At 46.9% G+C, this 12970-nt stretch carries 16 protein-coding genes; 15 read left to right on the top strand and 1 reads right to left on the bottom strand.

Going from position 1 to position 12970, the window contains the following annotated elements:
• The first annotated feature begins 174 nt into the window (after positions 1-174).
• Positions 175-447 (top strand): HU family DNA-binding protein, encoded by a 273-nt coding sequence (locus NLX82_RS02310; protein WP_013310732.1) that lies wholly within the window; start codon positions 175-177, stop codon positions 445-447.
• Between the two features lie 71 nt (positions 448-518).
• On the opposite strand, the gene NLX82_RS02305 is transcribed toward NLX82_RS02310, so the two are convergent.
• Positions 519-812, bottom strand: coding sequence for a hypothetical protein (locus NLX82_RS02305; protein WP_034095056.1), 294 nt, complete (start codon positions 810-812; stop codon positions 519-521).
• A gap of 37 nt (positions 813-849) precedes the next feature.
• Between NLX82_RS02305 and mtrB the strand changes: the two genes are divergently transcribed.
• From mtrB to trpE, 14 genes are all read left to right on the top strand, one after another.
• The gene (gene mtrB, locus NLX82_RS02300; RefSeq protein ID WP_013310730.1) at positions 850-1080 is read left to right on the top strand and encodes a trp RNA-binding attenuation protein MtrB; all 231 of its coding nucleotides are present in this window, start codon (positions 850-852) and stop codon (positions 1078-1080) included.
• A gap of 98 nt (positions 1081-1178) precedes the next feature.
• The gene (locus NLX82_RS02295; RefSeq protein WP_254347449.1) at positions 1179-1730 is read left to right on the top strand and encodes a hypothetical protein; all 552 of its coding nucleotides are present in this window, start codon (positions 1179-1181) and stop codon (positions 1728-1730) included.
• A 116-nt stretch (positions 1731-1846) separates the two neighbouring features.
• Positions 1847-2716 carry a heptaprenyl diphosphate synthase component 1 gene (locus NLX82_RS02290; protein ID WP_076295286.1) on the top strand — a complete coding sequence of 290 codons (870 nt, stop codon included), beginning with the start codon at positions 1847-1849 and terminating at the stop codon, positions 2714-2716.
• Positions 2717-2725: 9 nt separating this feature from the next.
• Entirely contained in the window at positions 2726-3454 is a 729-nt protein-coding gene (locus NLX82_RS02285) for a demethylmenaquinone methyltransferase (protein WP_023989173.1), read from the top strand.
• The gene (locus tag NLX82_RS02280) at positions 3447-4319 is read left to right on the top strand and encodes a UbiA-like polyprenyltransferase (RefSeq protein WP_028540635.1); all 873 of its coding nucleotides are present in this window, start codon (positions 3447-3449) and stop codon (positions 4317-4319) included. Before NLX82_RS02285 ends, NLX82_RS02280 begins: the two co-directional genes overlap by 8 nt.
• Entirely contained in the window at positions 4319-4978 is a 660-nt protein-coding gene (locus NLX82_RS02275; protein WP_013310725.1) for a UbiX family flavin prenyltransferase, read from the top strand. The genes NLX82_RS02280 and NLX82_RS02275 overlap by 1 nt, the downstream gene beginning before the upstream one ends.
• The gene (locus NLX82_RS02270) at positions 4935-5801 is read left to right on the top strand and encodes a menaquinone biosynthetic enzyme MqnA/MqnD family protein (protein ID WP_028540636.1); all 867 of its coding nucleotides are present in this window, start codon (positions 4935-4937) and stop codon (positions 5799-5801) included. The genes NLX82_RS02275 and NLX82_RS02270 overlap by 44 nt, the downstream gene beginning before the upstream one ends.
• Positions 5798-6772 carry a polyprenyl synthetase family protein gene (locus NLX82_RS02265; protein ID WP_013310723.1) on the top strand — a complete coding sequence of 325 codons (975 nt, stop codon included), beginning with the start codon at positions 5798-5800 and terminating at the stop codon, positions 6770-6772. Before NLX82_RS02270 ends, NLX82_RS02265 begins: the two co-directional genes overlap by 4 nt.
• Before the next feature lie 110 nt (positions 6773-6882).
• Complete coding sequence (gene ndk, locus NLX82_RS02260; RefSeq protein WP_209942701.1) at positions 6883-7326, top strand: nucleoside-diphosphate kinase; 444 nt, start codon at positions 6883-6885, stop codon at positions 7324-7326.
• 30 nt (positions 7327-7356) lie between these two features.
• Positions 7357-8157 carry a CheR family methyltransferase gene (locus NLX82_RS02255; protein WP_023989169.1) on the top strand — a complete coding sequence of 267 codons (801 nt, stop codon included), beginning with the start codon at positions 7357-7359 and terminating at the stop codon, positions 8155-8157.
• Between the two features lie 228 nt (positions 8158-8385).
• Entirely contained in the window at positions 8386-9555 is a 1170-nt protein-coding gene (aroC, locus tag NLX82_RS02250) for a chorismate synthase (RefSeq protein ID WP_028540638.1), read from the top strand.
• 1 nt (position 9556) lies between these two features.
• Positions 9557-10651 carry a 3-dehydroquinate synthase gene (aroB, locus tag NLX82_RS02245; protein WP_254347448.1) on the top strand — a complete coding sequence of 365 codons (1095 nt, stop codon included), beginning with the start codon at positions 9557-9559 and terminating at the stop codon, positions 10649-10651.
• Positions 10652-10653: 2 nt separating this feature from the next.
• Positions 10654-11028, top strand: coding sequence for a chorismate mutase (gene aroH, locus NLX82_RS02240; protein WP_013310718.1), 375 nt, complete (start codon positions 10654-10656; stop codon positions 11026-11028).
• Between the two features lie 386 nt (positions 11029-11414).
• Positions 11415-12965 (top strand): anthranilate synthase component I, encoded by a 1551-nt coding sequence (gene trpE, locus NLX82_RS02235; RefSeq protein ID WP_075154394.1) that lies wholly within the window; start codon positions 11415-11417, stop codon positions 12963-12965.
• The last annotated feature ends 5 nt before the right edge of the window (positions 12966-12970 follow it).

The following is a 12970-nucleotide window of genomic DNA, read 5'->3' as shown; positions in this document are numbered from 1 at the left end:
TATATTGCGGAGGTTAGGTATATTCTATGTATATTTAACGACGAAACGGAAACAGATGATAACATTATGGAAGGCAGTACGCCGCCCGGGTTATTTTATACAGGCGACCTCATATCGGTCATTAACACCGATAACCTTAATGCTGGACTACACTTGAATTGGGAGGTGAATATTATGAATAAAACGGATTTGATCAATCAGGTTTCTGAAAGCACTGAATTGTCCAAAAAGGACGTAACCAAAGCAATCGATGCAGTATTTGAGGCGATCTCTGGAGCGCTGCAAAGCGGAGATAAGGTGCAACTGGTAGGTTTCGGGAACTTTGAGGTTCGTGAACGTTCCGCACGTAAAGGACGTAACCCGCAAACAGGAGAAGAAATCGAAATCCCTGCGAGTAAAATTCCGGCATTTAAACCGGGTAAAGCGCTCAAAGACGGAATTAAATAAGATTTCTTACATATTCCCAATGCGCTGAAAAGACCGTGAATTTGATTCACGGCCTTTTCTTTTTGTCCTGTTTACTTCGTGGTAGAGGTGCTATGGACTGGAGAAGAGGAAGCTGTTCTGCCGTTTCGCGAGGCATAAGCGATCAGCACTAGGGGTTCACCTGTTAGCTCAGCAAATTCATGCTCCAGCTGTTGAAGTCGTTCGATTTGGGCAGGACTGAGATTGGCGGGAAGATAGTTTTTCATCAGATCCGTTCCTTTCTTTAATGGATGGGACTGCACGGATAGTATGGCTCGGGACACGCTAATTGTTGCAGGTAGCGAAGGAAGCATGTAGTTGACAAAACAAGCTTGAATCTCCATCATAAAAAGTATAGCTTCGGCTCTCAGGGAGGAAAAGGACATGGAAGATAATGTGACGGGTAGTAGTGAGTACGTCGTAATTAAAGCGAAAAGCAACGGATGTCAGGTTTTTGGTCTGACCAGAGGTCAGGATACACGCTTGCATCATTCAGAAAAATTGGACAAGGGCGAAGTACTGATCGTCCAATTTACGGATCATACTTCTGCTATTAAAATTCGCGGCAAAGCCGTTGTGATGACCAAGCACGGGGTAGTAGATACGGAGGATTAAAATGCAGGCATAGCCTGCTTTTTTTTGTTGTAGAATGAGAGTGAGGACCTTTACCGTAGCAAACCCACATTATGAGGTAGAGGTCAGGGGAGGCTCTGATGAAACCTTGGATTGTATTCGGTGGCTCCATTCTCATAACCATCGCAGCAGCTGTGTTGCTGCCGTCCTTACAGGTGCTGGACTCAGGAACCGCAGCAGTTCGCGAGACACAGGCGACGATTTCGCCTCAGCAACGGGTGCTGCTGTCGGATGACAATCTGGTGGATACGCTGAATGAGCTGCCGTTGACCACACCGATTGCAAGCGCAAGCTGGGAACATTCAGTCCTGACCCTGGATGTCAAGCTGTCTAAGGAAGAAACTGCCCCACTAGAGATTTATCAAAACATGGCGGAGCTTGCCGCTTTTAGCTTTTACGGAACGACGAATGTACGGCAATTGCTGCTTCGGGTGGTGACACAGGATGAATGGTCAGGAGAACGTCATTTGCTGCTTGCATCCGATATACGCCGGAACGAGTGGACGAACGAGGCATTGGAACAGCTGAGAAGCCGGGAAGGCGCGGAATTGCCAGAGGATTTGAGGTCCCGTTTCCGCATTACGGTAACGCCCATGTGGCAAAACAGGTTTAACGGTGTATATACAGATTAGATGTTTCTGCCGGTGGACCTACAGTACTTTAGTCGCGAATCATTTTAAATTGTGATATAATATAAGGCATTGCAATTATTTGAGTATAGCAGAAAGTCATGTCTCGGAGGCTTAGGATGAAACCGTATCGCGTACCCCAATTAGCAAGGAAATATGTGGAATACGACATGATTCAACAACATACGGAAATGCCGGCTTTTCCTGACAGCCGTACCCGTTTGATGTTTGTGTTTTTGAACCGGAATGCGCAGGAGCTGCATGCCAGTGAGGACGAACTGTACGCATTGGTAACCTCGCTTGTGCAGATGGGGCTGGATACGCATGATATGATTGATACTTTATCCGGTATACGGAGCCCGGAGGAGATGCGTTCCAGACAGCTGAAAGTGTTAGCTGGGGACTATTTTAGCAGTCGTTTTTATCAGCTGCTTGCACTGGCAGGCCGCATCACGGCCATTTCGAAGCTGAGTGATGCTGTATGTGAAGTGAACGCAGGGAAAATGAATCTGTACTGGGGAATGAAGCAATTCCGATTGGATGCAACTCAGTATTTAACTCAGATGGTTCGTTTCAAAAAGGAGCTTTTTTTATCATTCACTTCACTTGTAGCAGAACAGGATCAGGAAATTTGGAAGCAGCTTCTCAACAAATTTGCCCTCTGTGACACCTTGGTGGAGGAATGGGGCAAGCGGACAGAACCGGACAAGTCCCGTTTCGGATATATGTTCTGGCATATTTATGGTAACGGGGACCGGAACGAGCAGGCATTGCTTTCAGAGAGTGGTACTGACACTGAAGCATGGCGTAAGCTTGTTCTGAAATACAAAGCCGAGGATGCGATACTGGACAAGCTTCGCACGGCTGTTACACACATCCGGCAGATCCTGTCAGATGATCAAAATACGGGGATCGAGGAATTTGAACGCATGCTTGAGCCTTTCCTGAAGCTGCTAAATAGTCCGCACCCAGTTGTGAGGGAAGGTTAGGTGAACGTGATGGGATCAAGCGACACCAAGCCGAAAGAGCAATTCGTTCATGGCGTGTTTGAAAGCATAGCAGGTAAATACGATTTGATGAACGATATACTGAGCTTTCGCAGACATAAGGCTTGGCGGAAATTTACGATGAAAAAAATGAACATGCATCGCGGCGATACGGCAATTGATCTTTGCTGTGGTACATGTGACTGGACGCTTGCGATGGCACGAGCAAGTGAAAGTGGTCACATCGTAGGACTCGATTTTAGTCAGAACATGCTCAATGTTGGCGAGCGTAAGATTACATCAGAATCCCGTGAAAAGCAAATTAAGCTTGTTCAGGGCAACGCGATGGAACTACCTTTTGAAGATAATTCATTTGATTATGCGACGATTGGTTTCGGTCTGCGCAACGTGCCTGATCTGCGCCACGTGTTACAGGAGATGCAACGAGTCGTCAAACCTGGCGGGCAGGTCGTATGTCTGGAATTGTCCAAACCTACTTGGCAGCCGTTCAAGGGAATTTACTACACATATTTTCAACACATCTTGCCCATGCTCGGCAAATTGTTCGCCAAACGTTATGAGCAGTATAAATGGCTCCCTGATTCGTTGGCGCTTTTTCCAGGAAGGGATGAGTTGGCTGGCATCTTCCGTGAAGTCGGATTGAAGGATGTTCAGGCTCATTCTCTCACCGGAGGCATTGCGGCATTGCACATTGGAATCAAGGAGAGTCAGCATGTTTAAGAAAATTGCTATTTTTTTGGAAATGATTAAAATTGAACATACGTTATTTGCGCTCCCATTTGCATTCATGGGGGCTGTATTGGGGTCTGTTATCGTGACAGGCAACCTTCCCTCTTGGCCGCAGATCGGCTGGATTCTGCTAGCTATGGTTGGCGCACGTAGCGCGGCTTTTGGCTTCAATCGTATGATTGACCGGGTGATTGACGGGAAAAATCCGCGCACAGCAGGACGCGCTATCCCGGCGGGGTTGCTCAAATCGAGCGAAGTGGTGATTTTCATTATCGTCAGTTTGGTGTTGTTATTCTGGGCATCATTCAAGTTAAGTCCGCTGGCGTTCAAGCTGTTCCCGCTGGCCTTTTTTATGCTCGTTTTTTATTCTTACACCAAGCGTTTCACTTGGCTTTGCCATATTGTGCTTGGTCTGACCATTGGTTTGGCGCCACTCGGCGCGTGGGTTGCAGTAACGGGACAAATAGATTTGACTGCTATCGTACTATATCTCACGATTGCATTTTGGACGGCGGGATTTGATGTAATTTATGCTTGTCAGGATATAGATTTTGACCAAAACGAAGGAGTTTATTCTATTCCTGCCCGTTTTGGTGTAGCAGGTGCGTTGAACATCGCTCGGGCATTCCACGTCATTACGGCAATCGGATTTATTGTACTGTTCTTTATTGCAGATTTAAGCTGGTGGTATCTGGCGGGCATGATTATTTCGTACATTATTTTATTTTATGAACACTATATCGTATCTCCAAAAGATTTGAGTCGTTTGCAGACGGCATTCTTTACTATGAACGGTGTACTTAGCACTGTCGTGTTTGCCTTTACACTGATTGATTTGGTGGTGCGTCAATACTAATGAATAATCAGGTGAGCGGACATCAAGGCAAACGAATCGTTATTGGCATTACAGGCGCGAGCGGAAGCATTTATGGTGTGCGACTGGTAGAGACTTTGCTGGACTTGCAATACACAGTTCACCTGATCGTTTCCAATGCTGGCTGGCGGGTATTGAAAGAGGAGTTGGGCTGGAATGTGACTGACCGGGAAGGGGCTTTGAATGAACAATTCGGAGGCCGTCCCGGTTCTCTTGTATACCATCCGTTCACAGATATTGGAGCTTCGATTGCGAGCGGCTCTTATTTGGTGGATGCGATGATTATTATGCCATGCTCGATGGGGACGTTGTCAGCAGTAGCACACGGCTCGTCCGATAACCTTATGGCGAGAGCAGCGGACGTGATGATGAAGGAAGGTCGTCCGCTGATCCTTGTGCCTCGTGAAACACCTCTACATGCCATTCATTTGGAAAACATGCTTAAGCTTGCGAGACTCGGCGTCAAAATGATTCCGGCTATGCCGGCTTTTTACTTTCATCCGAAGACGCTGGATGATATTGTGCTGTTCCTCGTAGGCAAAGTATTGGACAGCTTGCGTATAGAACATCAACTGTTTACGAGATGGGGGGATTCCGATGCCGACGCCGGACACCAAGACAATCACAATCGGAAAAATTAAATATACAAACGCTTGGCCTATTTTTCATTATTTTAATCCTTCTGAGCTTCTCCATTCGGCGGAGATGGTTTCTAAAGTTCCGGCTGAATTGAATCGAGGTATGCTGAATGGGAGTTTGGATATCAGTGCGATGTCCTCATTTGCGTATGCATCGGGTGCTGAGGAAATGCTATTGTTGCCGGATTTATCCGTCAGTGCAGATGGTCCTGTGCAATCCATTTTACTATTTTCACGCAAGCCGCTGGACGAAATCAAAAACGGAACCATTGCACTAACGAATACGTCTGCTACATCCGTGAATTTGTTGAAAATTTTGATGCAAAAGGCATGGGAAGGTCAGCCTTCCTATTTTGACTGTGAACCGGATCTTGACTTGATGCTGGAACAGGCAGATGCAGGGCTACTGATTGGAGATCACGCGATTAAGGCATCTTGGCGAAGCGAAGGTCTGTATGTTACGGACCTCGGAGAAGAGTGGAAGCGCTGGACGGGTTATAGTATGACTTTTGCTGTATGGGCAGTACGACGTGCTGTTGCTGCTCAAAATCCCGCGGCGGTGGCTGAAATTGCAAGTGCGTTCCGCGTAAGCAAGCAGCGTAGTCTGTCGGACCTGACGCCTGTTATTTCTGAAGCATGCGAGGAAATTGGAGGTCTGCGAGATTATTGGGAGCGTTACTTTACTAATCTGTGTTATGATTTTGGAGAGAAGCAACAACAAGGTTTAGAGCTTTATTTTCAGTATGCGCATGAACTGGGGCTGCTTGACCGACGAGTGAAGCCGCTTCTCTGGAGTGACAATACGCTGACACGGGTGAAAGAATGAAACGATTGGATTTGTTCGGTTTATTAAAGAAGGATATGAACTTTATAGAAGAAGAGTTGTATCGCAGTATCGACAGTACGGAGCCGTTGATTAATGATACGTCGCTTCATCTGCTTAAAGCAGGGGGCAAGCGTTTGCGTCCCGTATTTGTATTGCTGGGAGGCAAGTTTGGAGAATATGATCTGGACAAGCTCAAGCGTATAGCGGTACCTCTGGAACTGATTCATTCTGCCTCTCTCGTTCACGACGATGTGATTGACGATGCGGAAATGAGACGCGGTCAACCCACCGTGAAGTCCAAATGGGACAATCGGGTGGCTATGTACACCGGAGACTACATATATGCACGTGCGCTGTCTATTGCTGCTGGACTGCCGAATCCCGACATTCACCGGGTACTGTCTAAAGCGCTGGTGCAGATGTCCATTGGTGAAATGGAACAAATTCGTGATTTTTTTAATGTGGATCAGAGTGTGCGGAATTATTTGCTTCGCATACGGCGAAAAACGGCATTGTTGATTGCGGTTAGTTGCCAGCTGGGAGCTATGGCTGCAGGGGCACGAGAAAGTGTCAATTCCCTGCTGTACAGCTATGGCTATAACGTAGGTATGGCTTTTCAAATTCAGGATGATCTGCTTGATCTGTGTGGCACGGAAAAAAAGATTGGCAAGCCGCCGGGCAGCGATATGAGACAGGGGAATATTACGCTTCCGGTGATTTATGCGCTTGAACAGCCTGAGTTGCGTGCCGATCTACTGGCTGAAATCCGCCGCATTCAGGATGGAGATGGGCAAGGAGACGCACGCAAAGCGGTGGATATGATCAAAAAAAGTGAAGGAATCGCTAAAGCTGAAATTCTCGCCGACCGATATATTAATAAAGCGCTAAACGCGCTGGACTTACTACCAGATGTCAAAACAAAAAAGACGCTACGCGATATTGCTCATTTTGTAACACGCCGCTCCTACTAAAGTTGTGTTTTGGGTTTGCTGTGACAAAATGCTTTAACCGGTTCCAAGCTTTCTGTTACAATACAGTTTAGTACTGTATAAATACATTAGATTGGATTGGGAGTGAGCCGATGGATCGTACTTTTTTGATGGTTAAACCGGATGGTGTACAACGTGGATTGATTGGACGTATCATCAGTCGACTGGAAGACAAAGGCTTCAAAATGACGGCTGGCAAGCTTGTGCAAGTATCTAGAGAACAGGCAGAACGGCATTATGCGGAGCATGTGGGCAAGCCTTTTTTTGAAGAGCTTGTAGGTTTTATCACATCAAGTCCTGTGTTTGCTATGGTATGGGAAGGGGATAACATCGTTACGCTTTCCCGCTTGTTGATTGGTAAAACACAAGTAACTGAAGCTCTTCCGGGCACAATTCGTGGAGACTTTGCAGCACATACACCGTTTAACCTCATTCATGGTTCAGATTCACCGGAGAGCGCAGAACGCGAGATTGCAAATTTTTTCATGCCGGAAGAATCCGTTCGGTATGAAAAAAGTGTGGCGACCTGGATGTAAGTTAAATTACGTATGAAGAAGGATGGTAGCATGACGGATATGGAACTGGGTCAGACGGACCCCGATTACACAGCGTTTATCCGCAAAATCAAGGACAGCACAGGTATTGATCTTGCACAATACAAAGAAGCACAGATGAAAAGGCGGTTAACTACGCTTCGCAACAAAAACGGGTTTCCCAGTTTTGTTTCTTTTTATGATGCCATGATGAAGGAAAAACCTCTATTCTATGAATTTCTGGATCGAATGACGATCAATGTTTCGGAATTTTGGCGAAATCCCAATCGGTGGGAAGTGCTGCGGGATACAATCTTGCCACAGCTGCTTGTGGGGAAGCAGAAGCTTAAGCTGTGGAGTGCGGCCTGCTCGACTGGTGAAGAGCCTTATAGCCTGGCTATGGTTCTCGACGGTAAAGGGATTTTGGGGAATTGTTCCATTACAGCTTCCGACATTGATGACGGTGCATTGGCAAAAGCCAAGGAAGGCAAATATTTGGAGCGTTCGCTCAAGGATGTACCTGAGCAGGTGGCTAGCAAATATTTTAAGCCGGATGGTGCGATGTATCGAATTGATGACCGTTTGAAACAAGCCGTGAAATTTCAAAAGCAAAACTTGCTGCTGGATCGGTTTGAGGATGGTTATGATCTCATTATCTGTCGAAATGTAATGATTTATTTTACAGAAGAGGCAAAACATACGTTGTATCAAAAGTTTGCAGCCAGTCTTCGTCCCGGCGGTGTGTTATTTGTCGGTAGTACAGAGCAAATCTTTTCTCCTAACCAATATGGTCTGGAATCGACGGAAACCTTTTTTTATCGCAAAAAAGCATAAGCCTGCATGTATCATCCAAAGTTTGTAGGAACTTATTTATATCCTTGAGTAATTGATGGTTGGCTTATCAGCAAAGCACGTCCTTTAGCCCCTTTGGCTAAGAGGCGTGTTTTTGTTTATCTGCATACACGTGGCTTTTCTTGTCAAAGAAAGGTGCGTATACTATAATGAAGCACAGTTAAAGATTTTAGCGATGCACAGTTTAACAGTTTAAAGGGGGAACGCGTCATGAGTTTACGTTATTTAACCGCGGGGGAAACGCATGGTCCCCAGCTAACTGCCATTGTAGAGGGTATGCCGAGCAATTTAAAATTGGATTTTGAGGAATTGAATTTTCAGCTGCACCGTCGTCAGAAAGGGTATGGACGGGGTCGGCGTATGCAGATTGAAAAAGATACGGCGAAGATTGCCGGAGGCGTACGTCACGGCTATACCACAGGTGCACCGATTGCGCTGGTTGTGGAAAATAACGATTGGAAGCACTGGCAGAACATTATGAATATTGAGCCTATTGAAGGCAGTGATGAAGACAAGCGTCGGGTTCACCGGCCACGTCCGGGTCATGCGGATTTGAATGGCGGAATGAAATACAACCTGAAGGACCTTCGTAACGTGCTGGAGCGCTCCAGTGCACGTGAAACAGCAATTCGTGTGGCATGCGGCGGTTTGGCCCGTCAATTGCTGGCTGAGTTCGGAATCAAGGTGGCAGGTCAGGTCATCCGTATTGGGGAAATCGAAGCTCCTTACCGTGATTTGCCGATTGATGAGCTGATTGCCGTGACAGAAGCCTCCTCGGTGAGAGTAACCGATCCAGAAACCGAAAAGAAAATGGAAGCATACATTGATCTGATCAAGCAAGAAGGTGATTCAGTCGGTGGGGTAGTGGAGTGTATTGTAGAAGGTGTTCCGATTGGTCTGGGCAGTCATGTACAGTATGATCGGAAACTGGATGCACGTATCGCACAAGGCGTCATGTCGATTAATGCATTTAAAGGCGTGGAGATTGGCATCGGCTTTGAAGCAGGGGAATTGCGCGGTTCACAGGTGCATGACGAGATTCTATATGATGAGGAACGTGGATATCACCGTCGTACCAATCGTTTGGGTGGTTTTGAGGGTGGTATGACGAATGGAATGCCAGTTGTGGTTCGTGGCGTAATGAAGCCGATTCCCACACTCTACAAGCCGTTGCAAAGCGTCGACATTGATACAAAGGAAGCGTTCACCGCACAGGTTGAGCGTTCGGATGCATGTGCAGTGCCAGCGGCAAGCGTAGTCATGGAGCATGTCGTAGCTTGGGAGATTGCGAAAGCTTTGCTAGAAAAATTCGGTGGGGATTCGATTGAAGAGATTCGCGCGAATATTGCATCCTACGAAGAACAACTGGGGCGGTACTAAGATGAGTACGCTGACGGTACAACTTGGCGAACGTTCTTATCCTATTCATATCGGACGAGGGCTGTTACATCGATCCGGAGAGTTGTTGAAGGAACGAGGAATTGCGCAAAAAAGCCCGTTGTTAATTGTTTCTGACGAAAATGTAGCGGGATTCTACTTGGCAACATTGGAGAGCAATCTTCAGGCGTCTGGCTACAAGACAGTGTCCTTTGTCGTTAAGCCAGGTGAAACCTCCAAGTCGCTTGCTGTATTTGAGCAGGTCATAACAGCAGCCATTGAGGGCGGTTTGGATCGCAATTCAGCCGTTATTGCACTTGGTGGTGGTGTGGTGGGTGATTTGGCTGGATTTGTGGCAGCTTCTTATATGAGAGGTGTCAAGTTTGTACAGATCCCCACTACGATCCTTGCCCATGATAGTAGCGTGGGCGGTAAGGTCGGCATCAACCATCCTTTGGCGAAGAATATGATAGGAGCCTTCCATCAACCGGAACTTGTGTTATATGACGTAGATACGTTGTCTACCTTACCTCCTCGTGAGGTATCTGCGGGGCTTGCTGAAATGATCAAGCATGGTTTGATCTGGGATGCTGATTTCGCCCAGTGGTGCCGTGACCATGCGACTGATTTACTTGCGCTGGATGCGACAGCTCTGGAGTACGGTCTGGAAAAGGGATGTTCCGTAAAAGCCGAAGTGGTGTCGCGCGATGAACGAGAAAATGATTTACGCGCTATTCTAAACCTAGGTCATACGATTGGTCATGCGATTGAAGCCATTGCGGGATATGGTGAGTTTTTACACGGGGAAGCCATTTCTATTGGTATGGTCGGCTCCGCACTTTTGGGCGTGAAGCTGGGGGCAGATCCTTCTTTGGTAGATGAAACGAAGGATATGTTGTCTTCGCTACGGCTACCGACCTCCCTTCCGTCACATCTCGATACAGATCGGCTGCTGGACGCGATGATGCATGACAAAAAGTTCAAAGAAGGCAGCATTACTTTTGTCGTCCCACGTAGCATCGGGCACGTGGAGGTTGTGAAGGATATTTCCGTCTCTTACATCCGACGAGTTATTGAACAGTTAAAAGAGGGGGCGTAACGATGTACAATCGGGGAATTCGTGGCGCGACGACCGTAGTGAATAATGAAGAAAACGAAATTTTGGAAGCAACATGCCAACTACTGGAGGAAATTGTATCCTACAATGAAATTCAGCCGGAGGATATTAGTAACGTATGGATTACGGTGACCCATGACCTGGATACTGCCTTTCCAGCCAAGGCCATTCGTCAGCTTGATGGCTGGGATATGGTTCCGCTCATGTGTGCATTAGAAATTCCTGTGGCAGGCAGTTTACCCAAGTGCATCCGTTTGATGGTACAGGTGAACACCGATAAATCCCAGCGGGAAATTAAACATGTATATTTGAACGGAGCACAGGCGTTAAGACCGGATCTGGCTTCCCAAGGGAAATAAGTGCCCGTTTTTAAAGTTGATGGTTGCCAAAGTAACATCCCATGAGATATAGTGTGTGTAGCAGAGTTAAGTAGAGTAGAGTTAGCCAGAGACAGAGTTGAGATGAGAAGAGTGCAGCCTTAGCCAATTCCATATGAGATTACAGAGATCGGCGGTAGCGGGTAAGCTTTTGTCTATGAAGAGATATTCTTCTACAGAGAAGCTTATTTGAGGCAACCTGTGCGGTTATACAAAAGGGATGAGTGTATACTTATCTATTTGCTGTAGTCATTTTACATATGGAGCATTCTTATAATTTCGATAACTGACAGCCTCTACCTTACCGGTAGAGGCTTTTTTATATTCTCTCCTTTGGTTCTGCGCCAATTTGGAAAGGAAGTGATCTCATGTTAACGCCGCATGTGGAGCAAGTGATAACGATGGCGAGTGAATTTAACCTGATTCCTGTGTACAAAAAAGTGCTGGCTGATATGGAGACGCCGATTCGGATTTTCCGTCGGTATGCCGAGCGGGACCGTGCCTTTCTGCTAGAGAGTGTAGAGGGAGGCGAACAGTGGGCGCGACATTCATTCATCGGTACAGACCCGTTCCTAATGGTCTCGGGTAAAAAAGGACGTTTGATATTGGAGCAACACGGTAAACGGCAAATATTAAACGACAAGCCGATTGAAGCGCTCAAAGCATTGCTTCGTAAATACCGTAGTCCGAAACTGAAAGAAATGCCTCCATTTACAGGCGGGGCTATTGGATTTTTTGGATATGACTTGCTTCAATACTATGAAAAGCTGCCAGAGCATTCGGTAGATGATTTGAATATGGATGATATTCGTTTTATGTTCTGCGATCAAGTCATTGTCTTTGATCATGTGAAACAGCAAATTTTGCTGGTCGGCAATGTTCATGTAGGTGAAGGGTTCCGCGATGAGGACATTCGTGCTGCTTATGCTGATGTGGAACGCAGGTTGGAGGAAACGGCGCAGTATCTGCGCAAGCAGACCCCGCCTGAGCGATTAGGATCGGTTTCCATTCCTGATGATGTGGAACTAGGTGAGATCCAATCCAATATGACGAAGGAACAATTTATTTCAAACGTAGAGCAGGCGAAGGAGTATATCCGCTCCGGTGATATTTTTCAGGTTGTACTATCCCAGCGTTTTCACATTGATACAGAGGCCTCTCCTTTACAGGTATACCGCGTGCTGCGCACGATGAACCCGTCGCCATATATGTATTATTTGAAAATGGATGACGAGATCATCGTAGGCACTTCGCCTGAGGCACTCGTCAAGGTGGAAAACGGCCGGGTAGAAACCCGTCCTATTGCAGGAACGAGACCGCGTGGGGTAACGGAGACAGAAGATGCGGCACTTGCTGAAGAACTGTTAAACGATGAAAAAGAGCGTGCAGAACATCTGATGCTGGTCGATTTGGGAAGAAATGATTTGGGCCGTGTATCACAGTTTGGCACAGTCAAATGCGATACGTTTATGGAGATTGAACGCTATTCCCATGTCATGCACATTGTTTCCAATGTGTCGGGTGAGCTACGTGAGGACAAAGATTTCTTCGATGCCTTCCTGTCTTGTCTGCCAGCCGGCACTGTATCGGGGGCTCCGAAGCTACGGGCCATGGAGATTATTGCTGAGTTGGAGCGGGAAGCACGCGGACCCTATGCAGGGGCGATTGGATATTTGGGCTTTTCGGGCAATATGGACGCTTGCATTACGATTCGCACAATTGTGTTTAAAAAGAACCGGGCCTATGTCCAGGCAGGCGCTGGAATTGTGTGGGACTCGGTTCCGGAAAGCGAGTATCAGGAGACGGTAAACAAAGCAAAGGCATTGCTGAAGGCAATCCGCACGGCAGAAGTGATGTTCCCGGCAACGACACAGCCCTATAACAGCGTCATCAACCAGGATTATTTGTACACTCCGTAACACAC

Source organism: Paenibacillus sp. A3M_27_13 (genome assembly GCF_024213315.1).
Lineage (GTDB): Bacteria > Bacillota > Bacilli > Paenibacillales > Paenibacillaceae > Paenibacillus > Paenibacillus polymyxa_B.
The sequence above is the reverse complement of the archived record's forward strand: the minus strand, read 5'-3'. Positions and strand labels throughout refer to the sequence as shown.

Excerpts from the sequence above, each read along its gene's own strand:
- NLX82_RS02310 (WP_013310732.1), top strand. The coding sequence starts at position 175 with ATGAATAAAACGGATTTGATCAATCAGGTTTCTGAAAGCACTGAATTG.
- NLX82_RS02305 (WP_034095056.1), bottom strand. The coding sequence starts at position 812 with ATGATGGAGATTCAAGCTTGTTTTGTCAACTACATGCTTCCTTCGCTA.
- mtrB (WP_013310730.1), top strand. The coding sequence starts at position 850 with ATGGAAGATAATGTGACGGGTAGTAGTGAGTACGTCGTAATTAAAGCG.
- NLX82_RS02295 (WP_254347449.1), top strand. The coding sequence starts at position 1,179 with ATGAAACCTTGGATTGTATTCGGTGGCTCCATTCTCATAACCATCGCA.
- NLX82_RS02290 (WP_076295286.1), top strand. The coding sequence starts at position 1,847 with ATGAAACCGTATCGCGTACCCCAATTAGCAAGGAAATATGTGGAATAC.
- NLX82_RS02285 (WP_023989173.1), top strand. The coding sequence starts at position 2,726 with ATGGGATCAAGCGACACCAAGCCGAAAGAGCAATTCGTTCATGGCGTG.
- NLX82_RS02280 (WP_028540635.1), top strand. The coding sequence starts at position 3,447 with ATGTTTAAGAAAATTGCTATTTTTTTGGAAATGATTAAAATTGAACAT.
- NLX82_RS02275 (WP_013310725.1), top strand. The coding sequence starts at position 4,319 with ATGAATAATCAGGTGAGCGGACATCAAGGCAAACGAATCGTTATTGGC.
- NLX82_RS02270 (WP_028540636.1), top strand. The coding sequence starts at position 4,935 with ATGCCGACGCCGGACACCAAGACAATCACAATCGGAAAAATTAAATAT.
- NLX82_RS02265 (WP_013310723.1), top strand. The coding sequence starts at position 5,798 with ATGAAACGATTGGATTTGTTCGGTTTATTAAAGAAGGATATGAACTTT.
- ndk (WP_209942701.1), top strand. The coding sequence starts at position 6,883 with ATGGATCGTACTTTTTTGATGGTTAAACCGGATGGTGTACAACGTGGA.
- NLX82_RS02255 (WP_023989169.1), top strand. The coding sequence starts at position 7,357 with ATGACGGATATGGAACTGGGTCAGACGGACCCCGATTACACAGCGTTT.
- aroC (WP_028540638.1), top strand. The coding sequence starts at position 8,386 with ATGAGTTTACGTTATTTAACCGCGGGGGAAACGCATGGTCCCCAGCTA.
- aroB (WP_254347448.1), top strand. The coding sequence starts at position 9,557 with ATGAGTACGCTGACGGTACAACTTGGCGAACGTTCTTATCCTATTCAT.
- aroH (WP_013310718.1), top strand. The coding sequence starts at position 10,654 with ATGTACAATCGGGGAATTCGTGGCGCGACGACCGTAGTGAATAATGAA.
- trpE (WP_075154394.1), top strand. The coding sequence starts at position 11,415 with ATGTTAACGCCGCATGTGGAGCAAGTGATAACGATGGCGAGTGAATTT.